The following is a 24,413-nucleotide window of genomic DNA, read 5'->3' as shown; positions in this document are numbered from 1 at the left end:
CAGGAGCAGGAGTGCGGGGCTGGCGGCGCTCCTACTTCAGCATCTGCGCAACGTTGTCCTTGGTGACGAGATCGAGGCCGGTATAGACGATCTCCGGCACCTTCTCGCCCTTCTTGATGGCGAGCAGCGTGTCCATCGCCTTCTCGCCCATCTCGAACGGTCGCTGGCCGACCAGCGCATTGGCATAGCCGTCGCGCAGCAATTCGAGCTGCATCTTCAGCGTATCGGCAACGACCAGCGTGAACTTGCCGGAATCGATGTCCTTCTTGTTCCTGCTGGCGAAAGCCTTGAAGCCTTCGGGGGCAAACATCGGCCAGCCGCCGATGGGAACGATGGCGGCGAGATCGGGCGTTGCGGTGCGCATATCCGTCATCTGCTGGACCGCGAGTGCCGGATCGTCGTTGCAGAAGGTCGGCGAGCCCGCGACCTCGGTCCATTTCGAGCCCTTCAGCGCCTCGCGGACGCCATCGACGCGCTCGGCAAGGTTCTTGGCACCGGGGCCGCCCGAGACCATCGCGTACTTTCCGCCGTCAGGCCGCATCTTCACGAGTTGCTTGCCGAGCGCGACGCCGAATTCCTTGTTGTTGGTGCCGATATAGGCGATGCGCTTGGATCCCGGTGCATCGGCATCGAAGGTGATGACGGGGATGCCCGCCGCGGTCGCCGCCTCGATCGACTTGGTCATGGCCGCGACGTCGGCGACCGAGATGGCGAGGCCGTCGACCTTCTGGGTGACGAAGTCCTGGATGATCTGCGCCTGCGTCGCCGGCTCGTGCTCGACCGGCCCTTTGTAGACGCACTCGATATTGCCGAGTTCCTTGGCGCGCTTCAGACAGCCGTCGCGCGCAAAATCGAAGAACGGATTGTTCATCGCCTTGGGCACGATCACGAAGCGATAGTTCGCAGCGAACGCCGGCGTCGCCATCATCGCGACAGCGATGCCCGCAAGAAGAAGTTTCCTCATCGTCTCCTCCACCCTTCTTTGGCGCCTGTCCTCTCAAGTTCGTCCGGGAAGCGGACAGGCGGCATTTTCGTGATCCTCCCGAACGACGTCACTTTCAGATCATCCGCGAGCGCACACGATCGACCAGCACGGCCAGGATGATGATCACGCCCACCAGCGTCTGCTGCCAGTAGGAGCTGACCTGTGCCAGCACGAGACCGTTGCGGATCACCTCCAGCAGCACGCAGCCGACAATGGCCCCCAGCGGCCCGCCGATGCCGCCGGCAAGGTTGGCACCGCCGATGACGGCCGCCGCGATCACGTTGAGCTCGTAGGAGGTCGCCATGTTGGCGGGTGCCGATCCGAGCCAGCCGGAGATGATGATGCCCTGGAGGCCAGCGGCGAGCGCGCAGAGCACATAGACCTCGATCTTCACGCGCACGACCGGGATGCCGGTCAGTTCGGCCGCCTTCTCGTTGCCGCCGAGCGCGAAGACGTGGCGGCCGAACGAGGTGTGGTGCAGCACCACCGCCATCGCCAGCGCAAGGATCACGAGATAGATGAACGGTACGGGCACGCCGAGCACGTCGCCCGAGGTGAGCGCGTAGAAGTAATCGGCGTCCGGCCCGCCAGGAAAGCTGCCGCGCCCGTTGGAGACGACATAGCCGAGCCCGCGCACGATCGAGAGCATGCCGAGCGTGGTCACGAACGGCGACAGGCCCAGCACCGCGATGCAGAAGCCGTTGACGAGACCGGCGATCAGCGCGACGCCAAGGCCCGCGACGACGGAGATCAGCAGGATCAGGCCGGGGACATTGGCCAGCACCGTCTTGCCGTCGGCCGCCATGTGCACGAAGAGCGAGGCGCCGAGCCCGCCCGGCGTCGACAGCTCGGTCATGACCATCGAGGTGATCATGGCCGAGAAGCACATCATCGAGCCGACCGAGAGATCGATGCCGCCGGTGATGATCACGAAGGTGACGCCGAGGGTGGCGATGGCGATGAAGGAAAAGTTCTTCGCCACGTTCTGCATGTTGCCCTGGGTGAAGAAATACGGGCTGGCGAAATGCATGATCACCAGCAGCACGGCCAGCGCGAGCAGCACGTAGCCGGTCTGGGAGGCGAAGATGCCGCGCTGCCACCACTTGATCTTGCCGACATTCGAGAAGGTGATCGGGGATTCCAGGGGCATGGCCATCACGCCGCCTCCTTCGCGCCGGTGATGAGGGCAGTGACTTCCTCGGGGGACGTCGCCTGAATCGCCTTGTCGGCCCGCTTCTCGCCGCGGCGCATGACGATCACGCGGTCGCATACGGCGAACACGTCGGGCATGCGGTGCGAGATCAGCATCACGGCGACGCCCTGCTCCTTGAGCCGGTGGATCAGGCTCAGCACCTGCTCGACCTGGCGGACCGAGATCGCGGCGGTCGGCTCGTCCATCATCACCAGCCGCGCATTGGAGAGCCGCGTCCGCGCGATCGCGACCGCCTGGCGCTGGCCGCCCGACATCTGCTTGACGAGGTCGTCGGGGCGCGTCTCCGAGCGCAACTCGCCGAACAATTCCAGCGCGCGCGCCGCCATCGCCTTGTGGTCGAGCAAGGCGAACGGGCCGAATTTTCGCTTCAGCTCGCGGCCGAGGAAGACGTTGGCGGCCGCGGTCAGATTGTCGGCCAGCGCAAGATCCTGATAGACGACCTCGATCCCGACCGTGCGGGCATCGACGGGCCGGTTGAAATGAACCGCGCTGCCGGCAAAGCGGATCTCGCCATGGCTGGGGCGGAAATTGCCGGCGATGATCTTGACCAGCGTCGACTTGCCCGCGCCGTTGTCGCCCATCAGGCCGACCACCTCGCCGGGGAAGACCTGCATGTCGACGTCATGCAGCGCGCGGATCGCGCCGAACTCCTTGCCGATGCCGGAGAGTTGGAGCACCGGTGTTGCCTCAGCACTTGTCATCAGCGGCCTTCCTCAGACATAGCGGTTGACGAGGGATTCCAGATATTCCTGCCGTCCCGAGCGTGGCTGCGGGTCGAAACCGGGGCCGAGCGCACGATCGGCGAGATCGGCGAGCGAGCGCTGGCCGCCGAGAATGGCGCGGCCCTCGGGGCCGGCCCATCCTTCGTAGCGCTTGTCGAGCGGCGCGGTGAGGGCGCCGGCATCAAGCATGTCGGCAGCGGCAAGGAAGGCGCGCGCGCAGGCATCCATCGAGCCGACATGGGCGTGGATCAGGTCGTCGGGGTCGATCGACTGACGCCGGATCTTGGCGTCGAAATTGAGCCCGCCGGACGTGAAGCCGCCGCGGTTCAGGATCTCGTGGAACACCAACGCGAGTTCCGGCACGTTCATCGCGAACTGGTCGGTGTCCCAGCCGAGCAGATCGTCGCCGCGGTTGACGTCGAGCGAGCCGAAGACACCGAGCGCCTCGGCGAGCGCAACCTCGTGATGGAAGGAATGGCCGGCGAGGATGGCGTGGTTCTGCTCGATGTTGAGCTTGACGTCCTTGAGGAGGTCGTAGCGCGCGAGGAAGCCGTAGCAGGTGGCGACGTCGAAATCATATTGATGCTTGGTCGGCTCCTTCGGCTTCGGCTCGATCAGGATCGGGCCGTTGAAGCCGATCTTGTGCTTGTGCTCGACGACGAGCGAGACGAAGCGGCCGAGCTGGTCGAGCTCGCGCTTGAGATCGGTGTTGAGCAGCGTCTCGTAGCCCTCGCGGCCGCCCCACAGCACGTAGTTCTGGCCGCCGAGCCGGTGTGTCACCTCCAGCGCGGCGCGGACCTGGCCGGCGGCATAAGTGAAGATGTCAGGGTCCGGATTGGTCGCGGCGCCCGCCATGTAGCGGCGATGCGTGAACAGATTGGCGGTGCCCCAGAGCAGCCGGACTTTGGCCGAGGCCATCTTCGCTTCGAACAGGTCGGCGATCGCGTTGAGGTTGGCGACCGACTCCGCGAGCGAAGCCCCCTCCGGCGCCGCATCGACGTCGTGGAAGGTGAAGAAGGGTACGTCCAGCAGCCGGAACAGCTCGAAAGCGACATCAGCCTTGGCCCGTGCCTGCGCCATCGCATCGGTGCCGTGATGCCAGGGTCGCAGGAACGTCTCGCCGCCGAAGGGATCGCCGCCCGGCCAGCAGAGGGAGTGCCAGTAGCAGACCGCAAAGCGCAGGTGATCCTCGAGCCGGCGGCCATGGACGAGGCGGTCCTTGTCGTACCAGCGGAAGGCGGGCGCTGGTCCGGCATCTTGGCCGGCGAAGGCGACAGGCGTGCTTTCCTCGAAGAATTTGGCTGACACGTTCACTTAAGCGGACTCCTTCAACGCGGGATAAAGCGCGCGCCAGCGGCGATAGGCCTCGTCATAGGCGGCGGTCACGGATGCGCGGGGTGCGAAACTCGCGAGCCGGCGCGGGCGCGTGCAAACTTCAGCAGGATCGTCACCGGTGGCGGCAAGGCGTCCGAGCCGCGCGGCGCCGAGCGCGGCACCCACCTCGCCTTCCTCGACGCGGTGGACGGTAATGCCGAGCACGTCGGCGCAGATCTGGGCCCAGAGCGGCGAGCGCGAGCCACCGCCGACGAGATCGACTTCCACGATCGGCCCGCTCGCCGCGCTCAGTGCCGCCAGATTGTCGCGCGCGGCAAAGGCGACGCCTTCGAGCACGGCCTGCACGATCTGGCCGCGCCCGGTCGCGCCGCGCAAACCGACGAAGGCGCCGCTGGCGGCGGCGTCGTTGTGCGGCGTGCGCTCGCCGTCGAGATATGGCAGGAATCTTATCGGGCTCGGCCCATCGACGCGCTCGCCGAGCGGCGCCAGCAGCGCGGCGGCCGGCGTCTCCATCACGCTCGCGAGCCAGGCGAGCGAGGCCGCCGCCGACAGCATCACCCCCATCTGGTGCCACAGGCCGGGTAGCGCGTGGCAGAACGCATGCACGGCTGAAGCCGGCGCCGGCGCAAAGCGGTCGGTGGCACGGAACATCACACCTGACGTTCCCAGTGACAAAAACGCATCGCCGGGCGCGATCGCGCCAAGCCCGATCGCGCTGGCGGCGTTATCGCCGGCGCCGCCCGCGACTACGACATCCTTTGCCATGCCCCAGCGCTGCGCGAATTCCGGCGCGAGCACCGCGCTCACCGCGCTGCCCTCGACGAGGCGCGGCATGTGGTGGAGATCGAGGCCGGTCGCATGCAGCAGCAGGGCCGACCAGCGGCGCTGGCCGACATCGAGCCACAGCGTGCCGGCCGCGTCCGACATGTCCTCGACCATCTCGCCGGTCAGCCGATAGCGGACATAGGCCTTCGGCAGCAGCACCTTTGCGACACGCGCGAAGATCTTTGGCTCGTGCCGCGCGACCCAGAGCAGCTTCGGCGCGGTGAAGCCGGGCATCGCCAAATTCCCGGCGATCGTGTGCAGCGACGGACAGCGCCGCTCCAGTGCGACGCATTCGGCCTGCGAGCGGCCGTCGTTCCAGAGGATGGCGGGGCGCAGCGGCCGTCCATCCTCGCCGAGCAGCGTCGCGCCATGCATCTGGCCGGATAGTCCGATGCCGGCTACCCGCGCGACTTCGCGCGGATGGCAGGATGCGAGATCATCGACGGCGCCGGTCGCCGCTTCGACCCAGGTGTCGGGATCCTGCTCGGACCACAGCGGTGCCGGATGCGACAGCGCAAGCTCGCGCGCCGCCGTCGCGACAACCGCGCCGGCATCGTTCACGAGCACCGCCTTCACACCGGACGTGCCGATGTCCAATCCGAGATACACGCCGTCCTCCCTTTCGCCTGTGGCCGTGTGCGATCTTTTCGTCGCCTTGCCCGCAACGGGCCGTTCGAAATCCGCTGCCGCTAAGGCAGATTGTCCCGCATCACGATGTCGATCCTGATCTTCTCCTGTTCGTGCAGGATGGGCTCGCCACGGGCGAGCGCGAGCAGCACGCGCACGGCGGCGCGCGCCTCATGTCCCGGATTCTGCGAGATCGCGGCATCCATCACGCCCTGCAACAGCAGCCGGCGCGTCAGCGCCGTGACGTCGTGCCCGACGAACACCACCTGCTTATCGCGGCCGGCATCGCTCAACGCCTTGGCGACACCTTGTGTGCCCGCGCCGACATTATAAAGGCCGACAATGTCAGCATGCCTGCCGAGCAGCCGGGCCAGAACCTGTTCCGAACGTTCGTCCTCGTCGCGCCCTTCCAGCACCGGCAGCACGCTGAGGCCAGGGAATTCCGCCGCCATCACCTGATTGAAGCCGAAGATGCGCTCGGCATGGTCGCGCAGGCCCTGCGAGCCCGCGACGATCGCGACCTTGCCGGAGCGCTGACCGACCAGCCGCCCGACCAGCGCGCCGGCGGTGCGCCCCGCCGCGATGTTGTCGATGCCGACATAATGGTGGCGCCGCGACGACGGCACGTCCGAGACCAGCGTCACCACCTTGGTGCCGGCATCGACGAGATCGTTGATCGCGGCGCGGACGCCGGGATGATCCAGCGCCACCACGGCGACGCCGTCGTAATCGCCCGACAGCGCCTCGAGCGAGGCTGCGAGCATGGAATGATCGAACACGTCGGTTGCGACCATCTCGACACCGAGGCGGCGGGCCGAGAGCCAGGCCGACATCTCGCCGAGATAGGCCTCGATCTGCTGCATGAACGGGTTCGGCCCGGACGGCATCACGAAGGCAAAGCGGCGGGCGCGGCCGCGGGCGAGCTCTGCGGCGGCCACGTGCGGCTGGAACGCGTTGCGCTCGATCGCCGCCTTGACGCGCCGGACCGTATCGGGCCGCACGCCCGGGCGGTTGTGCAGCACACGATCCACCGTCGCGAGACTGACGCCCGCCTCGCGGGCGATGTCCTTCAGCGTCAGCGCGGCGGCGGTGAGAGTATCGGCCATGGCTGAAGGCTAGCAGAGGTTTTTTGAGGTACGCAACTCATTTTGAGGGGCGCGAAAGAATTTTCGGCCCCCGGTTGCACTGCGGCAGTCGGCCGGAGAGCTCAGCGGCCGCTCAGATCCAGCGTCAGAAACAGGCTGTTGCGGTCCTCGACATAGCCCTCGAACGGGCCGCAGAGGACGAAGCCATGCGCCTGGTACAGCGCGTGGGCCGGCTTGAAATAGTCCCACGAGCCGGTCTCGAGGCTGAGCCGCGTCAAGCCCCGCGCGCGGGCTTCACTGATGATGTGGCGGAGCATCTCGCCGCCAAAGCCGCGCCGCCGCGTGGTCTGCAGCGTGTGCATCGACTTCACCTCGCCATGGGTGGCCGAAAGCGTCTTCAGCGCGCCGGTCGCGACCAGCGTCTCGCCGTCCCAGCCGGTCCAGAACGCGACGTCGCTCGCGCGAAGGCCGGCGAGATCGAGCGCATGGGCGCTGCCCGGCGCGGTCTGCGCCCGCGCCGCCGTGACGTGATGATCGAGCAGCGCGACGACGCGCGGATCGAAAGTGTCGCCGGGACGGATCTGCATCGTCACGGCCTCACTCCGCTGGAAAGCCGCATCTGCATGAGGACCATATCGAGCCAGCGGCCGAACTTGCAGCCGACCTCCGGCATACGGCCAACCTCGGCAAAGCCGAACGAGGCGTGCAGCGCGATCGAGGCGGAATTCGAGGCCTCGATCGCGGCGACCATCGTGTGCTTGTTCAGCGCCGTGGCGCGCTCGATCAGCGCAACCATCAGGCCGCGGCCGATGCCCGCGCGATGATGCCGCTCGTCGACATAGACGGAATTCTCGACCGTGTGGCGATAGCCGGGCCAGGGACGGAAATCGCCGAAGGACGCGAAGCCGACCACATCCCTGCCCTTCATCGCGACCAGAACGGGGTAGCCGGCTTCCCGTCGCGCGCGGATCCACGCGCGCCGCGAATCGAGATCAACCGGGCCGTCGGTCCAGACCGCCGTGGTGTTGATCGCGGCATGGTTGTAGATGGCCAAAATATCTTCGGCATCCTCGAGCGTTGCGTCCCGCACGATCAGCGACATCACATTTTCCCGTAAGAAGTGCCGCGCCGCGTGATGATGACGTAGCGCGCGTCCTGTCTGGTTTCGTTCTCGAAGGTCACCGCACGCATCACGTCGAAGTCGAGACAGTCGCCGTCGCGCAAGCGAACCGTCTTGGCGTCGATATGCACGCAGACCGCGCCCTCCAGCATCAGGAGCTGCTGGGTGAAGGCGTTGCGGCCCCAGGGGCTGTAGGAGACGCGCGCGCCGGCCGGCAGGTCGACGACGATGATCTCGATGCCGCTTGCCGCATCCGGCGGCGAGGCATGGCGCCTGCGGTAGCCGCTGTCGGGATCACGCCAATGCGGCTGGTCGGCAAGCCGCATCAGCCGCTCGGGCGGCTTCTCCGCGAGTGCGACGACGTCGCTCAGCGTGACGTCGAGCGCCGCACAGAGCTTGTTGAGCAGCGCCGCCGTCGCACTGCTCTGCGCCCGCTCCACCCGCCCGATCATGGCCCGGCTGACGCCGGAGCGGCCTGCGAGTTCGTTCAACGTCATGCCCGCCTGCGTCCTCAGGGTCTTCAAGCGACGACCGATCGCACGGTCGAGTTTCTGCTGGTCCATGGTCTTCATCCGAACATTGCCCGGCCACAGACCGCACCACCCATCAGGGTGAGAGGGAGCTTAGCGCGGACGGAGGCGAACGCCGTGAGCGGCAGTCTAATATATTAGAATCTTCGCAGAGCTCGTAGGGTCGGTTAGGATGCGCCCCAATCACAAATGATCCGGAGGCGACGAGATGGGCGAGCCAACGCAACGGACGATCAAGGCCAACGGTATCAGCCTCAACGTCGCCGAGCAGGGCAAGGGGCCGATGGTGCTGCTCTGCCACGGCTTTCCGGAAGGCTGGTACTCCTGGCGGCATCAGCTCGAGGCGCTGGCGGCGGCCGGCTACCACGCGGTCGCGCCCGACATGCGCGGCTACGGCAAGAGCGACCGGCCCGAGGCGATCGACCAGTACACGATCCTCCACATGGTCGGCGATCTTGTCGGCGTACTCGACGCCTTCGAGGTGAAGGACGCCGTCATCGTCGGGCATGACTGGGGCGCGACGATCGCCTGGCACACGGCGCGCCTGCGGCCCGATCGCTTCCGCGCCGCCGCGATCCTCAGCGTGCCCTATCGGCCGCGAAGCGAGGCGCGGCCGACGAGTGTCATGCCGCAGACGGCAGATGCGCAGTTCTACCAGCTGTATTTCCAGGAGCCGGGGGTCGCCGAAGCGGAGTTCGAACGGGATCCGCGCGCAACGCTCGGCGCCATGCTCTATGGCGGTTCCGGCGAAGGGGCGGCGGCAATCCGCGCGAGCGCCGAGCGCGCCGGCAGAACCGTCGGCGTCGGCATGGTCTCGCGCAAGGACGGCATGTTGCCGAAGGTTCAGGTGCCGCTGCCGTCGTGGCTCAGCGCCACCGACCTCGACTATTACAGCGCCGAATTTGCCCGCAGCGGGTTTCGCGGGCCGCTCAACTACTACCGCAACATCGATCGCAACTGGGAGCTGATGGGGGCCTTCGAGGGCGTGAAGGTGGTGGTGCCCTCGCTCTTCATCGCCGGCGACCACGACATGGTCATCGCCTTCCCCGGCGCCGCCGAGCATCTCGCCAACATGAAGCAATTCGTGCCGCAACTGCGCGAGATCAAGATACTGCCGGGCTGTGGGCACTGGACGCAGCAGGAGCGGCCCACGGAGGTGAACGCAGCGATCGTCGAATTTTTGCGGAGCTTGCCAGGTTAGCACCCTTCTCCGCTAAAGCTTCGAAGGGCATCCTGCATCGCGTTGCCGAAGAATGGAAATCCTGCGAAGCGCCTTCGCGCGAAGCAGGATGGAGCGGGCGAAGGGAATCGAACCCTCGTATGCAGCTTGGGAAGCTGCCGTTCTACCATTGAACTACGCCCGCGGATGCGCTGCTCACGCCCGTCCTGATTAGCCGAGACGGCGCGTCTCGCCAAGCGGTTTGGCGCACCCAGCCGGACGGTTGTTAACGTCCTGGCAAGATTTTGGGTGCGCCGGATTGTGGCGGTGTTATGATCAAGCTGTCGGGGGAGTGACGTGCACTGAGTGGGGCGTGTGCATGGTGGGGCGTGGCTATACGATATTCGATACGGCCATAGGGCGCTGCGGCATCATCTGGAGCAGCACCGGCGTGGTGGCCGTGCAATTGCCGGAGGCGCGGGAGATCGACACCCGCCGCCGGATTTTCGCAGTCCATCCCGGTGCGCGCGAGCAGCAGCCTCCGCTGAATGCCGAGCTTGCGATCGAGGGCATCGTGGGCCTGCTGCAGGGCAGCGATCCCGATTTTTCCGACGTCAGCCTGGATGCCGGCGGCGTGCCCGGCTTCAACCGGCGGGTCTACGAGTACACCTGCACGATCCCGCGCGGGGAGACGCGCACCTATCACGAGATCGCCAAGGCGCTGGGGGCCTCCGGCGCGGCGCATTCGGTGGCGCAGGCGGTCGCGAAGAATCCCTACATGCTGATCGTGCCCTGCCACCGGGTGCTGGAGGCCGGCAACTACACAGACCGTCTCTCGCCCTATGGCGGGGTGATCTCCAAGCGGCGGCTGCTGGCGCTCGAGGGTGCCCATCCCGTCGCCAGCAAGACGCTGTTCGAGGTGTTGCTGCCCGTTGCCCCGCCTCGGGCGCCCACCTAGATAAGGTCGCATGGATGCGACCACGCTGCTGACGACACGCTCGATCACGGTCTCCGAGTTCCGCTGCGATGCGGGGCCGGACGACACGCCGTTCGCGGAGTGCCGCACCGGGCATTCCATCGCCTATGTCCGCTCCGGCAGTTTCGGCTGCCATTGCCGCGCCGGCTTCTTCGAACTGGTGGCAGGCTCAATTCTGGTCGGCGCCCCCGGCGAGGAATACACCTGCACGCATGAGCATGTCAGCGGCGACGTCTGCCTGGGCTTCTTCTTCAGCGAGGACCTGGTCGATGCCCTCGGGGGACGGCACGAGATCTGGAAGGTCGGCGCGACACCGCCGTTGCCCGAGCTGATGGTGCTGGGCGAGCTCGCCCAGACGGCGGCAGATGGCAACAGCGACCTGGGCCTCGACGAGATCGGCCAGATCCTCGCCGGCCGTTTCGTCGACGTCGTCTCGGGCAAGGCGCGCAAGCCAGCCACGCCCACCGCACGCGACCGCCGCCGCGCAGTCGAAGCCGCGCTGTGGATCGACGCCAACTCGCATGCCGAGGTCGACCTCGAACAGGCCGCGCGGCACGCGGGACTGAGCCCGTTCCATTTCCTGCGGCTGTTCTCGGCCGTGCTCGGCGTCACCCCGCATCAATATCTGGTGCGCTCGCGGCTGCGGCACGCCGCGCGCCTGCTCACCGAGGACGACATCGCGGTCACCGACGTCGCCTATGACGTCGGCTTCGGCGATCTCTCCAATTTCGTCCGCACCTTCCATCGCGCCGCCGGCGTGTCGCCGACGAAGTTCCGGCAGGCGTCGAAGGGCGAGCGCAGGATCTTCGGGGAACGACTCGTCCTCAACTGAGACACACGGGCCGCTTCGCCAGTAACAGTCTGTTGACCAGACGGGTGCGATGCACTGGCACTTGCGGTACCCCGCGCGGTATTACAACCGAAGGGCGATTTGGCGCTCCTTCAAGGCGGCGAGCCGGCAAATGGACAGGACCTCGATTGACGTGATTGCGGCCACGCTGATCGCGCTTGTCGTCGGCCTCGCCTTCATCGCGGCTGTGCCGTCTATTACGGCCGCCAGATCAGCTCGCGCAGGATTCCGATGCAGTGGGACACCGACGGTCAGCCGGCCTGGTTTGCACCACGCCTCGTTGGGCTCTGGTTCAGCTTCGGCGTCACGGCGGCCCTTTCCATGTTCCTGCTCGTCCTCGCCCTTCATGCACCGCAGAAGCTCACAGCCCTGATCGTCGCGACGATCAGCGTGATTGGAACGAATATGTGGGTGCAGGTCTATCACCTGAAACGGGTGGTCCGCTGGCAGGCGGAGGCACCGGCGAACTAGCCGGGCGCCGCCATGGGACTGGTTTTGACCATCGGCGTTTTCGCGCTCTTCGTCTGGGTTACGAGGCGAGTTCACGAACAAGCCAGCGAGCATGCCGCAACCGGAATGCTGCGCTCGCCGCTGTACTGGTCGGCCGCGACGCTCACAATGACATTGCTCGGCTTGGTCCTGTACATGGTTCATCTCGGGCATCAGGGACCGATTCCATGGCTCTTCTGGCCGCTCGTAGGCATCCTGACCGTCATTATCCTGCTGCTGCGCCGCGCCTTGAAATGGCGCTACCCGGTCTAGCATCGCGATCCAACCGTTCCGCGAGATGCGCAAGATTCTCCAAGAGCGGTTTGCCCTCAATTGACTAGGTTCGTCTCCGGCCTGCGCCACGCGCGGCGCGCTTTGCAATGGAGACGAACATGTACGACCACATCGGACTTCGCGTAGCCGATCTCGATGCCGCCACGCGCTTCTACACCGCGGTGCTGGCGCCGCTCGGCTACGTCCTGTGCTCGAGCGGCGACGGCTATGCCGGCTTCGGGCCGAAGGGCGCGCCGGCGCTGTGGCTGCACCTGAACAAGGGGCGGAAGGCCGACGGCGCGCATATCGCGTTTCGCGCCGGGAATCATGACGCGGTCAAGGCGTTCCACAGCGAGGGCCTCAAGAGCGGCGGACACGACAATGGCGGCGCGGGCCCGCGCAAGGACTACAGCCCGACCTATTATGCGGCGTTTCTGATCGATCCGGACGGCAACAATGTCGAGGCGGTTTGCGTGTGAGCAAGCGCCCCACGCACGAGCATTCGTAGGGTGCCACGTGCGACGGTGCCGATGAATGGTGGGCACGGCGCGCGAAGAGCGCGCCTTTGCCCACCCTACGACCCCTTCAACCAAGGACACCTTCATGGCCTCCATCCACAACGACATTCCCCTCAACGCCTCTGCGCGCGACGTCTGGGACGCGGTGCGCGATTTCGGCGCGCTGCATCAGCGGCTGGTGCCGGGCTTCGTCACGGCCTGCACGCTCGATGGCGATGCACGCATCGTCACCTTCGCCAACGGCTCCGTCGCGCGCGAGGTGCTGGTCGATTGCAATGATGCGCGGCAGCGCCTCGTCTATGCCATCAACAACGAGCGGCTGAAGCACTACAGCGCCTCGGTGCAGGTGATCGCCGAGGGCGATGCGCTGTGCCGCCTGGTCTGGATCATCGACATGCTGCCGAACGAGCTTGCGCCGTATGTCCAGGGGCAGACGAAGGAAGCCGTCGCCGCCATGCACAAGGCGTTTCCAGCCGCGGCCGCCTGACTGACCTCTGTGACTTTTCTCACAGAGCCCTCGCCTCCTCGGCCGTAACCATGTCCGCGTGCGTCCGGTTGGCTCCGCTCTCCCGGCGAAGCCACGCACGCGAGGAGCATGCCATGAGAGGTGCGGACAAGGTGATCTGCCAGGCGGCCGTCGTGCTGCTGCTGTTCTCGGTCGCGAGCACGCCGGCGGAGGCGCAGCTCGCGGGCTTCGGTGGCGGCGGAGGCGCCGGCGGCGAGGACATGATGACCCAGATGGCGCCGATGCTGGAGATGATGAAGGCGAAGATGGGCAAGCGCCGCTTCGCCATGCTGATGCAGACCATGGGCCCGATGATGAGCCGCATGATGGAGAATGGTGGCGGCGGCTTCGGCGGCATGATGGGCGGCGGTGGCCTCGGCGGCAGCAATCTCGGCGGCGGCTTTGGTGCGCCCAATTATGGCGGCTACAGCCCGATGGGCGGAGGCGGCTATATGCCAACGGGCATGGGCGGCGGCGACATCATGGGCATGCTCGGCGGCACCAGTGGCGGCGACATGATGGCGATGATCCCGCAGCTGATGCGGCTCGCCAATGTCGGCGGCGGTGGCGGCCATCGCCGCCACAAGCATCGCTAATCCGCGACGCCTGAGAGAGCCGGCCTGATCGCGGGCTTGCTCTTGCGCGGTCCCCAGCGCGTCAGCACCACGCTGGAGCACGACAGCAGGCCGAGCACGACCATCGAGCTCGCGGCCAGCCAGAAGAAGCTCTGCGCGGTCGCCTCATGTGTCGACAGCCACCAGCCGGTCGCCGAGATGTAGATCAGCCGCGCGGTCTGCGCCAGCACCGGGCCGATCACCTTGGCCGCGCCTTGCGAGGAGAAATACATCGTCGAGGCGAGCCCGATGAAGGCGTAGAACGGCGCCACCGTCGACAGATATTGGTGACTGGCCGCGCGGACGGTCGCGCTGTCGGTGAAGATGTTGACCCAGAGATCGGGGAAGAGCGCGACTAGGCACGCCGGCGCACCGACGGCGACGAATGCGCTCGCACCCGCGATCCAGGCAATGCGCCGGGCGCGCGCGATGCGGCCGGCGCCGACGGCCATGCCGACCATCGGCACCGAGGCGATGCCGAACGAGAACGCGATCGAGGTCAGCAGGAATTCGAGCCGCGCACCGATGCCGTAGCCGGCGAGGATCGCGGTACCGAACTTCGCCAGCATGTGGGTGAAGATCGAGATCGTCAGCACCGATTGCAGCGGCGAGAAGCAGGCGATGGCGCCGACCTTCAGGATGTCGAAGAACATGGCCCACTGGATGCGCAGGCCGCGCAGCTTCGGGACGACGCGCGCGCGGCCCGAGAACAGGTACCAGCCCATGACGCCGATGTTCATGCAATAGGCGATCAGCGCACCGGCCGCGACGCCGCGCATGCCGAACTGCGGCACCGGTCCGAGTCCGAGACCCAGCGTGCCGCCGAGCACGATCTGCCAGGCCGCGGAGTTGAGGATCAGGAACGAGGGCAGCCTCATATTGCCTGTGCCGCGCAGCACGCCCGCCATGGTGTTGAGCAGCCAGGGCAGCACGGCGCCGCCGAAAAACACCTGCGTGTAGGCGATCGCGTGCGTCAGCACATCGCCGCGGCCGCCGAGCATCTCGAGCACCTTGGGCCCGAAGATCAGCATGCCCAGCATGAAGACGAGACCGAACGTGATGCCGATCAGCAGCGCATGCGCGGCGAGCGTGCCGGCGCGCTCGCGGTCGCCGGCGCCGAGCGCGCGTGCGATGGCGGAGGCCACCGCGCCGCCCATCGCGCCGCCCGACATCGTCATGGTCAGGATCACGGTCGGGAACACCAGCGCCATCGCGGCCAGCGCCTCGACGCCGAGCCGGCCGATATAGGAGGTCTCCGCGATCACCGTGCAGGTGCCGGCCGAGAGCGCGATCACGTTCGGCCAGGCAAGCCCGAGCAGCGTGCGCAGGATCGGCCCGTCCATCAGCGCGCTCCTCACCGGCCGCGGAGGCGGCGGGCGCTCTTGTTCATCGACCGGGATTTCGGCGATGTCGGACATGTCCTCTCCCGGGCACGAGCGCCATTTGCGGCGCGGCAATGACTAGATGTGCCAATGAATTTCTTCGCGCAGAAGGCGCAGCGAGAGGCTTGTTAGCACGGCAATTGCCGATTCCTCCTGCGCCTGATGCAGGCGTGCCCTGCGGCAGCGCATTTCAGCCCGTGGAATTGCGGTCTCTCGTCTCCCTCTCCCCGTTCTTACGGGGAGAGGGTTGGGGTGAGGGGCCGCGTCCGCGAAAACGATGCGAGTTGGACTCGCGGAGAGTCCCCCTCACCCGGATTGCATCTTCGATGCAATCCGGCCTCTCCCCGCACGCGGGGAGAGGCGAAGTGGCCGCGCCGTTCTCGTCACCCAATCGTCCAGACCAGCGGCGGACGGCCGCCTGCGGCCGGGCGCATGCGGATGCCGATATGCCGGCCGCAGCCGGCAGCCAATCCCTCGAACAATCCCTCCAGCACCTTGGCGCAGGCGCGGTGACAATCAGCGACGTCGTCCATCAGCTTCCAGCTCTGCTGGCGGATTTCGAAGGTGCCTTCGGACTGCGTCATCTCAGCATTGTCGTCCTGGGCAGCGAACAGCGCGTTTAGGAACGATGCGAATTCCCTCGCGCCGCCGCGGCTCGTCGCGAGTGCGGCCGCGGCCTCGTCGAAATACTGCATCCCGATCAGCTTGCCGGTGAGATGCAGCAGATAACCGGCGTCCTCCGGGCCGAACAGCTGCACCATCACGGGCGCGGCGGTGCGGACATATTCCATCGCATAGTTGCGATAGGCTTTTTCAAGCCGCGGTTTCGGCCAGCTCGCGACCGGCAGCGCCGGCGCGGTCTTCGCATCGAACGGCGGCGCTTCCAGATGCCGCGCGAACACCAGGCGCTGGTCGAGTTCGAGCGGATGGTCGTATTGATGATAATAGCCTTCGAGCCCGTCCTGGCCGTCGACGCTCTGCTTGGTGCAGACGAAGCCGAGGTGAAGATCTCCGAGCGCAACCCCGTTATTGGCGTGCCAGCCGCGCAGCATCGCGCGTGAGACTTCGCCCGGCACGCCGCAGATCGCGGTGCCCTTCCAGATCCAGCGCGGCGGCGGATAGCGGATCCAGGCCTTGACGTCGCTCTCATACATGTATTCGACATGCACGCCGCCGAGCCAGTTGGAGAGGTAGTGATATTGCGCAGCCGCGACCGCCGGCGGCAGATGGCTGAGCCCGAGCTTTTCCAGCCCCGGCAGGAAGCGCTCCTGCTGCTGACGGCGGAACACGCGGAAGACGAACTCCGCGGCATCCGCGGTGCCGCGCCGCGTGACGACGGTGAGGATAAGGCCGGTGAAATAGGCGTGATAGAGATCGGCGACCGCGCGCCAGCGCTTCCATTGGGCTTCCTGCGCGGAGTCAGCTGCGGCGGTCATGTTCGCTCCCGGCTTGTTGTTTTACGGGAGTGTGTCATCGCGGCTGGGGCGGCGCAACCAGCCACAGACTCGGTGTCATCGCCCGGCGAAGACCGGGCGATCCAGTATTCCAGAGACAGTTATGATTGAATCGAGACGCCGCGGCGTACTGGATGCCCCGGTCGAGCCGGGGCATGACAGTTGGAGATGTCGCTACACCCGAAAATGTTTCGAGAGCTTCAAGCCCTGCGCCTGGTAGTTCGAGCCGATGCGTTGGCCGTACATCGCGTCGGGGCGGGCGAGCATCTTCTCGTAGACGAGGCGGCCAACGATCTGGCCGTGCTCGAGGATGAACGGCACCTCGCGCGAGCGCACCTCCAGCACGGCGCGCGATCCCAACCCGCCGGCACCGGCATAGCCGAAGCCGGGATCGAAGAAGCCGGCATAGTGCACGCGGAATTCGCCGACCAGCGGATCAAAGGGCACCATCTCGGCTGCAAAGTCGGGTGGCACCTGCACGGCCTCTTTCGAGGCGAGGATGTAGAACTCGCCGGGATCGAGGATCAGGCTGCCGTCGGGCCGGGCCGAGATCGGCTCCCAGAAGTCCTCGACGGAATAGCCGGAGCGGCGATCGACATCGACGACGCCGGTGTGGCGCTTGGCACGGTAGCCGACGAAGCCGCTCGCCTTCTCGCCGGAGAGATCGACGGAGACGGCGACGCCGCCGGCCAGATCGGCATCGTCGATGTCGACGAGGCGCTCGGACGCATGCAGCGCATCGAGCTCGTCGGCATTGAGGATGGCGTCACCGGTGCGGAAGCGCACCTGCGACAGGCGCGAGCCCTCGCGCACCAGCACCGGAAATGTCTTCGGGCTGATCTCGGCATAGAGCGGGCCGTGATAGCCGGCGCCGATCATGTCGAAGCGGCGGGTGCCGTCGGCGATCACGCGGGTGAAGACGTCGAGGCGGCCGGTGGAGCTCTTGGGGTTCGCAGCCGCGACGATCTCCGGCGGCAGCGCCAGGCTCTCGAGCAGCGGCACGATGTAGACGCAGTTGGTTTCCAGCACCGCGCCGTCGGCAAGGCTGAACTCGTGCAGCTTCAATTCGTCGATGCGCTCGGCCACCGTGGCGCCGGGACCAGGCAGGAAGCTGGCGCGGACGCGATAGGCGATGTCACCGAGGCGGAGGTCGAGGCTCGCCGGCTGGATCTGGCTTTCGACGAAATCGTATGCGGGCAGGATGAGGCCCGCCTCCGCCATCGCCGCGATCATGCGGTCGGGCAGGATACCATTGGCGTCGGCGGCGATCGTGAAGCTCAACCGGGGGTCCTCGTCAGGGGTCAAACGCATCCGGACGTGCGGGAAATACTAGCCTTTTACGGCTATCCGATGGACGCCTTGACGGAAAGGCCATTGCGGAATATGAGCATCACTTATCCCGTGGTGATTTGAGCCGGCCGGCTTGCAGCCACGTTAAATAAGTCGCTAAACAGGCCGGGGACCTCTGTGATCCCGGCCCGTGGATATATCCAGGCCGGTTTTTTTTGTGACCGTTTTCGACGAGACGGTCATGTCGGAGGTACCTATGTCGAAGTCGCCTGCCACTTACCGTCCCGAAACCCGCCTGGTCCATTCCGGCACCCTGCGCTCGCAATTCGGCGAGACGTCGGAGGCGCTGTTCCTGACCCAGGGCTACGTCTACAACAGCGCCGAGGAGTGCGAGGCGCGGTTCAAGGGCGAGGATCCCGGCTTCATCTATTCGCGTTATTCGAACCCGACCATCTCGATGTTCGAGCGCCGCATGATCGAGCTAGAAGGCGCCGAAGCGGCGCGTTCGGCGGCGACCGGCATGGCCGCTGTGACGACCGCGATCCTGGCGCCGCTGAAGACCGGCGACCACGTGGTCGCCTCCCGCGCGCTGTTCGGCTCGTGCCTCTACGTCATTCAGGATCTGTTGCCGCGCTACGGCATCGAAACCACGCTGGTCGACGGCCTCGATCTCGACCAGTGGCAGCGGGCCTTGCGGCCGAACACCAAGACGTTCTTCCTGGAGAGCCCGACCAACCCGACGCTCGACGTGCTCGACATCCCCGGCATCGCCGAGATCGCGCACAAGGGCGGCGCGCGGCTCGTCGTCGACAACGTGTTTGCGACGCCGATCTGGCAGAGCCCGCTCGCGCTCGGGGCCGACGTCGTGGTCTATTCCGCGACCAAGCACATCGACGGCCAGGGCCGCTGCCTCGGCGGCATCATCCTGTCGTCGGAAGCCTTCGTCGCCGAGCACCTCCACAATTTCATGCGCCAGACCGGGCCGTCGATCTCGCCGTTCAACGCCTGGGTCTTGCTTAAGGGCCTGGAGACGCTGGCCGTGCGCGTGCGCGCGCAGACCGACACCGCGGCAAGCGTTGCGGAAGTGCTGGCCGGCCATCCGAAGATCTCGCGATTGATCTATCCCGGCCGCGCCGATCATCCGCAGGCAGCGCTGGTGAAGAAGCAGATGCGCGGCGGCTCGACGCTGGTCGGCTTCGAGGTCAAGGGCGGCAAGGCGGCCGCGTTCCGCGTGCTCAACGAGCTCAAGCTTGCGAAGATCTCGAACAATCTCGGCGACGCCAAGAGCCTCGTCACCCATCCGGCGACCACGACGCATCAGCGCCTGAAGCCGGAAGACCGCGCCGCGCTCGGCATCAGCGAGGGCTTCATCCGCTTCTCCGCGGGGCTGGAGCATGCGGACGATCTGATCGAGGATCTGACGGCGGCGCTGGAGAAGGCGTGAGGCGATCGAGCTCCGTAGGGTGGGCAAAGCGAAGCGTGCCCACCATTCACCACCGAGCTGGCGATAGATGGTGGGCACGGCGCGCGAAGAGCGCGCCTTTGCCCACCCTACGGCTACGCAGCCGAACTACATCGGCCGGTACGCCCGCACGTCCCCGGGCACGTTGACCCCGAGCTTGATCTGGCCGACGGAGCGGATGATGTCGTCGCCGAGGAGCTGGGCAAAGCAGGCGTAGCCCCAATCGTTCATATGCAGGCCGTCGGCAATCACGAAGCTCTCGACCGGGATCGATTGATTCTCGTGCCAGTCGCGCATCACCTCGAAGCGCGGGAAGATGCCGACGTGACGGAGCTCGGCGACCTTGCCGAGCAGCTTCACCATCTTGCCGGCACTCTCCTTGCGCTGGTTGACGGCCGGCGAATATTGCGGATCGACCAGCACGATATCGGCACCGCCGGCGGCCTGGATGCGGGCGATGCCGTCCTCGACCATCTTGGCGGTGTCGCCGGGATCGAGATTGCGCAGCACGGCGTTGGTGCCGACCTGCCAGATCACCATGTCCGGATGCACGTCGATCACCTCCTTCTGGAGGCGCTTCATCATCTCGGGCGCGTCCTCGCCGCCGACGCCGGCATTGATGACGGTGATGTCCGCGGTCGGATATTGCCGGCGCAGCTGCGCCGCAAGACGGTTCGGATAATTGAAATCGGGCGAGCTTGCGCCGTAGCCGGCGGTCGACGACGAGCCGAACGCGACGATCACGACAGGCTTGCCGGCGACGAGCTTGCTTGCGACATGCGGCAGCGACCCCATCGCCTTCGCGCCGCCCTTCGGCGGCAGGCAGGGGACGCGGTTGAAGACATCACCGGCGGATTTCGCGACCTGCTTCACCTTGTCGATGGCGCGCGCGGTGATGCTGCGCTGTTCGGGAGACGTCGCGGCGACGGTGGTCTGGGAGGGCGATGCCGGAGCGGGATTAGCGGCCTGCGCGGGCGCGGGCGTTGCCTGCGCCTGCGCGCGCGACTGCGAAACAGGAGTCAGCAACAGCAGCGCCGCCGCCACGGGTGCAGCCAGCCATGACGTCAGGCAAAAAGGGCGGATAGAACTCATTAACACTAGACCTCAATTTTGCTGCTGGGCCGGCCCCAGATGGGCTGCGTCGATCACGAACTGTGCCAACGCCCGGCCAAGGCAATCGTGGACCTGTTTCGCGAGCTCAGGCCCGCGGGACGGGCTGAACAGGTCGAACTGACCCTGATCATTCCACTGCCGCATGATCGCGAAACGGTCGAACAGCGGGATGTCGTGCTCCTGTGCCACCACCCGCATATTGTCGAGATAGGGCGGCACCGAGATCATGGTTTCGGTACGCGGGCTGTACTGCAAGTTCATCAACACGACGTCAGCCCCTGCATTTTGCAATGCGGAAACCCCTCCGGTCACCGCACCGCGAAAATCGTCGGGATCGATTGCTCGGATAGCATCCACGGTCCCGGTCTGCCAGATGACCAAAGTAGGCCTTTTTGCTTCCATCAGCTTAACGAAGCTGGCGGCCGCCTCCTCTGCCGTCTTCTTGCTCTGTATTTCTACGGAGACGTGCACAACTTCCGATGGCGACAGCTTGTCCTTCAAAATGACCTGCATGCGTGCCGGATAGGAAGCGTCCTCGGAGGCCGGAATCGTGGTCGAACGGCTGCCGATGACCAGGATTTCGAGCGGTTTGCCGGCCTTGATGGCGTCGGCGACCTTGGGAAGCTGGCTTTCGCTGGTGAGCAGATAGGACGGCAATTCGCAGGCTGCGGGCGCGGCCGGAGCGGGCGGCGCAGCATCCTCCGCGCGCGCCGACGGCGCGGCGAGGCCACCGCATAGCAGGATCAGGCTCAGGAGAACCTTCGCCTTCATCAGCCCCCTCCCGCCAGATCGGCGTTGCCGACGGCGTTCTTGGTTTTCGCACCGCTCTTGTCAGCTACGCGCTTGTACCACGAAATCACCCAGGCCACGCCCCACATGATCAGGATTCCGGAGAGACTAATCACCGCATGCATGACGGCGCCGCCGGAGACCTCGGCCAGGATGAAATGACCGGCGAAGGCCAGGAAGACGCCGAGGCAGAAGATCTCCAGGGAATGCGAGCCGCACAGGATCAGCGGCCGCAGCCAGGGCGATTTCAGGCCCGGCCAGTCGCGCGGCAGGAAGCGCACGGTGAGCGCTGCCAGCGCCAGGAAATGCGTGAAGCGCAGCACGTCGAGGTCGGTCTTGTCGATCGGATACATCCACTGCTCGAGCCGCTTCGGCATCAGATGCGAGAGCTGCGGCACATACCAGGTCAGCGTCACGTAGAACGCCGCGACGATATAGGCGATCGCGATCCACATCGTCACCGGTGAAGCCAGAATACGCGACATGCGCCGCGCACCTCCGAGCGCACACCATGCACCGAAGACGAAAAGCAATTGCCAGGCCAGCGGATTGAACGCCCAGAAGCCGTTCGGATAGGCGGAGAAGTAGAGGTCGTATTCCCAGGTGACCGCGTAGAGCACGACCGAGAGGCCGAGCGTGACATCGGGCTTCCACTTCATCGACCACAGGATCAAAGGCAGCGCCAGCATCAGCACGATGTAGAGCGGCAGCACGTCCATGTTGACGGGACGGAAGCGCAACAGCAGCGCCTGCACGATGGTGACGTCGGGCTGCTTGAGAAAGTCCATGATGCCCATCTCTTCAGTGTAGAGCGGGTTCTCGAAGCTGGTCGCGACGTAGGAGATCTCGGCGAGGAAGATCGTGAACAGGAAGACGTGGGCAACATAGATCTGCCAGACCCGGCGCATGATGCGCGCGGTGGCGATGACGACGCCGCTCTCCAGCATCGCGCGGCCGTAGACGAAGGCGGCGGTGTAGCCGGAGATGAAGATGAAGATCTCGGTGGCGTCGCTGAAGCCGTAATTGCGGATCGTGAACCAGGTCAAAAGACTCGACGGCAGATGGTCGATGAAGATCAGCCACAGCGCGAGGCCGCGGAACAGGTCGAGCCGGAGCTCGCGCTCGCCGATGGCGGGCAGCGAGATGGCCGGCGCGGCCGCACGCGGCTTTGCATCCGCAGGCTTGGCCCCCGCGATCGTCGATCCCGTCACTTGGTCCGCAATGGTCATCGGGGCCTGGAAACCCTCACACAAATCGCGACGTTATAAGGATTGTACCGGTCCGGCCGTCGTCTCGCAAAGCGGCCGGATCACATAAGGGTGTCTTTCTTTGGGGTGTCTTTCTCCGCGAATTCTGGCGGGACGATGTCGCGAAAGCCGCTTGCGGCGTTTGGTTCCCGGCCGGGTTTTCGTTATGATGGCAGCCATGTACCGCGCCGTGACCCGCCAGATCGAAGTGACCGTCGAGCCGAACTTTGTTCCGGAACAGTCGTCGGCCGACCGCTCCCGCTACTTCTGGTCCTACACCATCGTCATCACCAATTCGGGCGAGGAGACCGTGCAGCTCAAGACGCGGCACTGGATCATCACCGACGCCACCGGCCGCCAGCAGGAGGTGAAGGGCGAGGGCGTGGTCGGCGAGCAGCCGACCCTGGCCCCCGGCGAGCGCTTCGAATACACCTCCGGCGTGCCGCTCTCGACCGCCTCCGGCTTCATGACCGGCCGCTACCAGATGGTCAGCGAAAGCGGCGAACGCTTCGAGATCGACGTGCCGACGTTTTCGCTGGATAGCCCGGACAACAAGCGGGTGTTGAACTAGGGGCGGGGCCGTGGGGTGGGCAAAGCGAAGCGGGCCCACCATTTCGGTGGTGACGCAGAAAGATGGTGGGCACGCTTACGCTTTGCCCACCCTACGATGTCCGAGCACTTGGCAGGCTGCTTCCCCGTCGTCATTGTGAGCGCAGCGAAGCAATCCAGACGGCCACTGCGGAAAGACTCTGGATTGCTTCGCTGCGCTGGCAATGACGGAGGATAGAGTTACGCGTCCTCCACGCCCGCCTCATCGGGCGTGAAATCGTACACCGACGAGCAGAACTCGCAGGTGACAACGACCTTGTCGTCCTTGACCATCGCGGCGCGATCGTCCGGCGAGAAGCTCTTCAGCATCGCGGCGACCGCATCGCGCGAGCAGGAGCATTGCGCCTTCAGGACCAGCGGCTTGAATACGCGCACGCCACGCTCGTGGAAGAGGCGGTAGAGCAGCCGCTCGCCGGACAGTTCCGGATCGATCAGCTCGACGTCCTCGACGGTCTCGACCAGCGAGCGCGCCTCGACCCAGGCGTCATCTTCGGCGACGGCGTGCACTTCGGCGCCCTCGGGCGCATCGCCGGGATGCAAGTCCGCCTGCCGCGCGCGCTCCGGCGCCTTCGGCAGAAACTGCATCAACATGCCGCCGGCGCGCCAGCGATGCCTGCCGCCGTCGTTCGAGCGCCACTCCTCGCCGACCGCAAGACGCACGCGCGTCGGGATCTGCTCGGAGCGCAGGAAATATTCGTGGGCGGCGTCTTCGAGGCTGCCGCCGTCGAGCGCGACCAGACCCTGGTAGCGGCTCATGTCGGGGCCCTGGTCGATGGTCATGGCGAGATGGCCGCGGCCGAGCAGCGCGCCGGAATCCTTCGCCGTGCCCAGGCGCGAGGCGTCAAATCGGGCATAGGCGCGAAGCTGGTCCGGCGCCTTGTAGTCCACCACCAGGAACGACACCGGGCCGTCGGTCTGGGCCTGGAGGATGAAGCGACCCTCGAATTTCAGCGCCGAGCCGAGCAGCGTCGTCAGCACGATGGCCTCGCCGAGCAGCTTGCCGACGGGCGCGGGATAATCGTGCTTGGTCAGGATGTCGTCGAGCGCCGGACCGAGCCGCACCAGCCGGCCGCGCACGTCGAGCGCGTCGACCTCGTAGGGCAGCACGGCGTCGTCGATCGGAACCGCTGATGGTGCGCGAACCGGGCCTTCTGGCCTGGTTTTCATGTCAGGGGATTGGGAATCCATGGCCGTCTATCTGGGGTCGGTGGGTGGGAAATGGAAGGGGTTCCGGCTGCATC

The 24,413-nt window shown here is 66.0% G+C and carries 26 protein-coding genes, 1 tRNA gene and 1 riboswitch; of the genes, 10 read left to right on the top strand and 17 right to left on the bottom strand.

Features of this window, described 5'->3' with window-relative positions:
• Positions 1 to 31: 31 nt before the first annotated feature.
• The 9 genes from BJA_RS05700 to BJA_RS05660 form a co-directional block, all read right to left on the bottom strand.
• A complete protein-coding gene (locus BJA_RS05700; RefSeq protein WP_038965268.1) occupies positions 32 to 964 on the bottom strand; it encodes a sugar-binding protein in 933 nt (310 codons plus the stop codon).
• 94 nt (positions 965 to 1,058) lie between these two features.
• Positions 1,059 to 2,141, bottom strand: a complete 1,083-nt coding sequence (locus tag BJA_RS05695; RefSeq protein WP_038965265.1) for an ABC transporter permease — start codon at positions 2,139 to 2,141, stop codon at positions 1,059 to 1,061.
• Positions 2,141 to 2,899 carry an ATP-binding cassette domain-containing protein gene (locus BJA_RS05690; RefSeq protein WP_011083940.1) on the bottom strand — a complete coding sequence of 253 codons (759 nt, stop codon included), beginning with the start codon at positions 2,897 to 2,899 and terminating at the stop codon, positions 2,141 to 2,143. Before BJA_RS05690 ends, BJA_RS05695 begins: the two co-directional genes overlap by 1 nt.
• 12 nt (positions 2,900 to 2,911) lie before the next feature.
• Positions 2,912 to 4,234: a xylose isomerase gene (gene xylA, locus BJA_RS05685; protein WP_011083939.1), complete on the bottom strand. Its 1,323-nt coding sequence runs from the start codon at positions 4,232 to 4,234 to the stop codon at positions 2,912 to 2,914.
• Positions 4,235 to 5,689 (bottom strand): xylulokinase, encoded by a 1,455-nt coding sequence (gene xylB / locus BJA_RS05680; protein WP_011083938.1) that lies wholly within the window; start codon positions 5,687 to 5,689, stop codon positions 4,235 to 4,237.
• Between the two features lie 80 nt (positions 5,690 to 5,769).
• Positions 5,770 to 6,813 (bottom strand): LacI family DNA-binding transcriptional regulator, encoded by a 1,044-nt coding sequence (locus tag BJA_RS05675; RefSeq protein WP_011083937.1) that lies wholly within the window; start codon positions 6,811 to 6,813, stop codon positions 5,770 to 5,772.
• A gap of 101 nt (positions 6,814 to 6,914) precedes the next feature.
• Positions 6,915 to 7,379: a GNAT family N-acetyltransferase gene (locus BJA_RS05670; protein ID WP_038965264.1), complete on the bottom strand. Its 465-nt coding sequence runs from the start codon at positions 7,377 to 7,379 to the stop codon at positions 6,915 to 6,917.
• A gap of 2 nt (positions 7,380 to 7,381) precedes the next feature.
• Positions 7,382 to 7,894, bottom strand: coding sequence for a GNAT family N-acetyltransferase (locus BJA_RS05665; RefSeq protein ID WP_162494049.1), 513 nt, complete (start codon positions 7,892 to 7,894; stop codon positions 7,382 to 7,384).
• Entirely contained in the window at positions 7,894 to 8,475 is a 582-nt protein-coding gene (locus tag BJA_RS05660; RefSeq protein WP_063921603.1) for a helix-turn-helix domain-containing protein, read from the bottom strand. Before BJA_RS05660 ends, BJA_RS05665 begins: the two co-directional genes overlap by 1 nt.
• A gap of 175 nt (positions 8,476 to 8,650) precedes the next feature.
• On the opposite strand from BJA_RS05660, the gene BJA_RS05655 reads away from it, so the two are divergent.
• Positions 8,651 to 9,643 (top strand): alpha/beta fold hydrolase, encoded by a 993-nt coding sequence (locus BJA_RS05655; RefSeq protein ID WP_011083933.1) that lies wholly within the window; start codon positions 8,651 to 8,653, stop codon positions 9,641 to 9,643.
• 89 nt (positions 9,644 to 9,732) lie between these two features.
• On the opposite strand, the gene BJA_RS05650 is transcribed toward BJA_RS05655, so the two are convergent.
• A tRNA-Gly gene (locus tag BJA_RS05650) sits at positions 9,733 to 9,806 on the bottom strand.
• Positions 9,807 to 9,980: 174 nt separating this feature from the next.
• Here BJA_RS05650 and BJA_RS05645 point away from each other — a divergent pair.
• The 7 genes from BJA_RS05645 to BJA_RS05615 all read left to right on the top strand — a co-directional run bounded on the left by BJA_RS05645 (position 9,981) and on the right by BJA_RS05615 (position 13,808).
• Entirely contained in the window at positions 9,981 to 10,559 is a 579-nt protein-coding gene (locus tag BJA_RS05645; protein ID WP_011083932.1) for a methylated-DNA--[protein]-cysteine S-methyltransferase, read from the top strand.
• Positions 10,560 to 10,569: 10 nt separating this feature from the next.
• Entirely contained in the window at positions 10,570 to 11,409 is an 840-nt protein-coding gene (locus tag BJA_RS05640) for a helix-turn-helix transcriptional regulator (protein WP_011083931.1), read from the top strand.
• A gap of 249 nt (positions 11,410 to 11,658) precedes the next feature.
• Complete coding sequence (locus tag BJA_RS05635; RefSeq protein WP_063921380.1) at positions 11,659 to 11,898, top strand: hypothetical protein; 240 nt, start codon at positions 11,659 to 11,661, stop codon at positions 11,896 to 11,898.
• Positions 11,899 to 11,910: 12 nt separating this feature from the next.
• Entirely contained in the window at positions 11,911 to 12,189 is a 279-nt protein-coding gene (locus BJA_RS05630; RefSeq protein ID WP_011083930.1) for a hypothetical protein, read from the top strand.
• Positions 12,190 to 12,308: 119 nt separating this feature from the next.
• Positions 12,309 to 12,668: a VOC family protein gene (locus tag BJA_RS05625; protein WP_038965261.1), complete on the top strand. Its 360-nt coding sequence runs from the start codon at positions 12,309 to 12,311 to the stop codon at positions 12,666 to 12,668.
• A 124-nt stretch (positions 12,669 to 12,792) separates the two neighbouring features.
• Entirely contained in the window at positions 12,793 to 13,194 is a 402-nt protein-coding gene (locus tag BJA_RS05620; protein ID WP_038965260.1) for an SRPBCC family protein, read from the top strand.
• Between the two features lie 113 nt (positions 13,195 to 13,307).
• On the top strand, positions 13,308 to 13,808 hold the full coding sequence (locus BJA_RS05615; protein ID WP_038965258.1) for a hypothetical protein: 501 nt from the start codon (positions 13,308 to 13,310) through the stop codon (positions 13,806 to 13,808).
• Here the strand turns inward: BJA_RS05615 and BJA_RS05610 are convergent.
• The 3 genes from BJA_RS05610 to BJA_RS05600 all read right to left on the bottom strand — a co-directional run bounded on the left by BJA_RS05610 (position 13,805) and on the right by BJA_RS05600 (position 17,973).
• The gene (locus BJA_RS05610; protein WP_011083927.1) at positions 13,805 to 15,244 is read right to left on the bottom strand and encodes an MATE family efflux transporter; all 1,440 of its coding nucleotides are present in this window, start codon (positions 15,242 to 15,244) and stop codon (positions 13,805 to 13,807) included. The genes BJA_RS05615 and BJA_RS05610 overlap by 4 nt on opposite strands.
• A gap of 347 nt (positions 15,245 to 15,591) precedes the next feature.
• On the bottom strand, positions 15,592 to 16,644 hold the full coding sequence (locus BJA_RS05605) for a hypothetical protein (protein ID WP_011083926.1): 1,053 nt from the start codon (positions 16,642 to 16,644) through the stop codon (positions 15,592 to 15,594).
• A 192-nt stretch (positions 16,645 to 16,836) separates the two neighbouring features.
• Entirely contained in the window at positions 16,837 to 17,973 is a 1,137-nt protein-coding gene (locus BJA_RS05600) for a 2'-deoxycytidine 5'-triphosphate deaminase (protein ID WP_011083925.1), read from the bottom strand.
• Positions 17,974 to 18,053: 80 nt separating this feature from the next.
• Positions 18,054 to 18,133, top strand: a riboswitch (SAM riboswitch).
• Positions 18,134 to 18,208: 75 nt separating this feature from the next.
• Here BJA_RS05600 and BJA_RS05595 point away from each other — a divergent pair.
• Positions 18,209 to 19,396: an O-succinylhomoserine sulfhydrylase gene (locus BJA_RS05595; RefSeq protein ID WP_038965254.1), complete on the top strand. Its 1,188-nt coding sequence runs from the start codon at positions 18,209 to 18,211 to the stop codon at positions 19,394 to 19,396.
• A 126-nt stretch (positions 19,397 to 19,522) separates the two neighbouring features.
• On the opposite strand, the gene BJA_RS05590 is transcribed toward BJA_RS05595, so the two are convergent.
• The 3 genes from BJA_RS05590 to BJA_RS05580 are packed head-to-tail and all read right to left on the bottom strand — an operon-like array spanning position 19,523 to position 22,545.
• Positions 19,523 to 20,506, bottom strand: a complete 984-nt coding sequence (locus BJA_RS05590; RefSeq protein ID WP_038965253.1) for an SGNH/GDSL hydrolase family protein — start codon at positions 20,504 to 20,506, stop codon at positions 19,523 to 19,525.
• A 12-nt stretch (positions 20,507 to 20,518) separates the two neighbouring features.
• On the bottom strand, positions 20,519 to 21,298 hold the full coding sequence (locus BJA_RS05585) for an SGNH/GDSL hydrolase family protein (RefSeq protein WP_011083922.1): 780 nt from the start codon (positions 21,296 to 21,298) through the stop codon (positions 20,519 to 20,521).
• Entirely contained in the window at positions 21,298 to 22,545 is a 1,248-nt protein-coding gene (locus tag BJA_RS05580; protein WP_011083921.1) for an OpgC domain-containing protein, read from the bottom strand. The genes BJA_RS05585 and BJA_RS05580 overlap by 1 nt, the downstream gene beginning before the upstream one ends.
• A gap of 196 nt (positions 22,546 to 22,741) precedes the next feature.
• On the opposite strand from BJA_RS05580, the gene apaG reads away from it, so the two are divergent.
• A complete protein-coding gene (gene apaG / locus BJA_RS05575; protein WP_028172741.1) occupies positions 22,742 to 23,134 on the top strand; it encodes a Co2+/Mg2+ efflux protein ApaG in 393 nt (130 codons plus the stop codon).
• A gap of 218 nt (positions 23,135 to 23,352) precedes the next feature.
• Here apaG and BJA_RS05570 read toward each other — a convergent pair whose 3' ends face one another.
• Positions 23,353 to 24,360: an Hsp33 family molecular chaperone gene (locus tag BJA_RS05570; RefSeq protein ID WP_011083919.1), complete on the bottom strand. Its 1,008-nt coding sequence runs from the start codon at positions 24,358 to 24,360 to the stop codon at positions 23,353 to 23,355.
• Positions 24,361 to 24,413 lie beyond the last annotated feature (53 nt).

The sequence above is a fragment of the Bradyrhizobium diazoefficiens USDA 110 genome, from assembly GCF_000011365.1.
Classification (GTDB): Bacteria; Pseudomonadota; Alphaproteobacteria; order Rhizobiales; family Xanthobacteraceae; genus Bradyrhizobium; species Bradyrhizobium diazoefficiens.
This window is presented reverse-complemented; position numbering and strand designations above follow the sequence as displayed.

Bases quoted from the DNA above. Each gene is read 5' to 3' on its own strand.
- BJA_RS05700 (WP_038965268.1), bottom strand. From the start codon at position 964: ATGAGGAAACTTCTTCTTGCGGGCATCGCTGTCGCGATGATGGCGACG.
- BJA_RS05695 (WP_038965265.1), bottom strand. From the start codon at position 2,141: ATGGCCATGCCCCTGGAATCCCCGATCACCTTCTCGAATGTCGGCAAG.
- BJA_RS05690 (WP_011083940.1), bottom strand. From the start codon at position 2,899: ATGACAAGTGCTGAGGCAACACCGGTGCTCCAACTCTCCGGCATCGGC.
- BJA_RS05675 (WP_011083937.1), bottom strand. From the start codon at position 6,813: ATGGCCGATACTCTCACCGCCGCCGCGCTGACGCTGAAGGACATCGCC.
- BJA_RS05670 (WP_038965264.1), bottom strand. From the start codon at position 7,379: ATGCAGATCCGTCCCGGCGACACTTTCGATCCGCGCGTCGTCGCGCTG.
- BJA_RS05665 (WP_162494049.1), bottom strand. From the start codon at position 7,894: ATGTCGCTGATCGTGCGGGACGCAACGCTCGAGGATGCCGAAGATATT.
- BJA_RS05660 (WP_063921603.1), bottom strand. From the start codon at position 8,475: ATGGACCAGCAGAAACTCGACCGTGCGATCGGTCGTCGCTTGAAGACC.
- BJA_RS05655 (WP_011083933.1), top strand. From the start codon at position 8,651: ATGGGCGAGCCAACGCAACGGACGATCAAGGCCAACGGTATCAGCCTC.
- BJA_RS05645 (WP_011083932.1), top strand. From the start codon at position 9,981: ATGGTGGGGCGTGGCTATACGATATTCGATACGGCCATAGGGCGCTGC.
- BJA_RS05640 (WP_011083931.1), top strand. From the start codon at position 10,570: ATGGATGCGACCACGCTGCTGACGACACGCTCGATCACGGTCTCCGAG.
- BJA_RS05635 (WP_063921380.1), top strand. From the start codon at position 11,659: ATGCAGTGGGACACCGACGGTCAGCCGGCCTGGTTTGCACCACGCCTC.
- BJA_RS05630 (WP_011083930.1), top strand. From the start codon at position 11,911: ATGGGACTGGTTTTGACCATCGGCGTTTTCGCGCTCTTCGTCTGGGTT.
- BJA_RS05625 (WP_038965261.1), top strand. From the start codon at position 12,309: ATGTACGACCACATCGGACTTCGCGTAGCCGATCTCGATGCCGCCACG.
- BJA_RS05620 (WP_038965260.1), top strand. From the start codon at position 12,793: ATGGCCTCCATCCACAACGACATTCCCCTCAACGCCTCTGCGCGCGAC.
- BJA_RS05615 (WP_038965258.1), top strand. From the start codon at position 13,308: ATGAGAGGTGCGGACAAGGTGATCTGCCAGGCGGCCGTCGTGCTGCTG.
- BJA_RS05610 (WP_011083927.1), bottom strand. From the start codon at position 15,244: ATGTCCGACATCGCCGAAATCCCGGTCGATGAACAAGAGCGCCCGCCG.
- BJA_RS05605 (WP_011083926.1), bottom strand. From the start codon at position 16,644: ATGACCGCCGCAGCTGACTCCGCGCAGGAAGCCCAATGGAAGCGCTGG.
- BJA_RS05600 (WP_011083925.1), bottom strand. From the start codon at position 17,973: ATGCGTTTGACCCCTGACGAGGACCCCCGGTTGAGCTTCACGATCGCC.
- BJA_RS05595 (WP_038965254.1), top strand. From the start codon at position 18,209: ATGTCGAAGTCGCCTGCCACTTACCGTCCCGAAACCCGCCTGGTCCAT.
- BJA_RS05590 (WP_038965253.1), bottom strand. From the start codon at position 20,506: ATGAGTTCTATCCGCCCTTTTTGCCTGACGTCATGGCTGGCTGCACCC.
- BJA_RS05585 (WP_011083922.1), bottom strand. From the start codon at position 21,298: ATGAAGGCGAAGGTTCTCCTGAGCCTGATCCTGCTATGCGGTGGCCTC.
- BJA_RS05580 (WP_011083921.1), bottom strand. From the start codon at position 22,545: ATGACCATTGCGGACCAAGTGACGGGATCGACGATCGCGGGGGCCAAG.
- apaG (WP_028172741.1), top strand. From the start codon at position 22,742: ATGTACCGCGCCGTGACCCGCCAGATCGAAGTGACCGTCGAGCCGAAC.
- BJA_RS05570 (WP_011083919.1), bottom strand. From the start codon at position 24,360: ATGGATTCCCAATCCCCTGACATGAAAACCAGGCCAGAAGGCCCGGTT.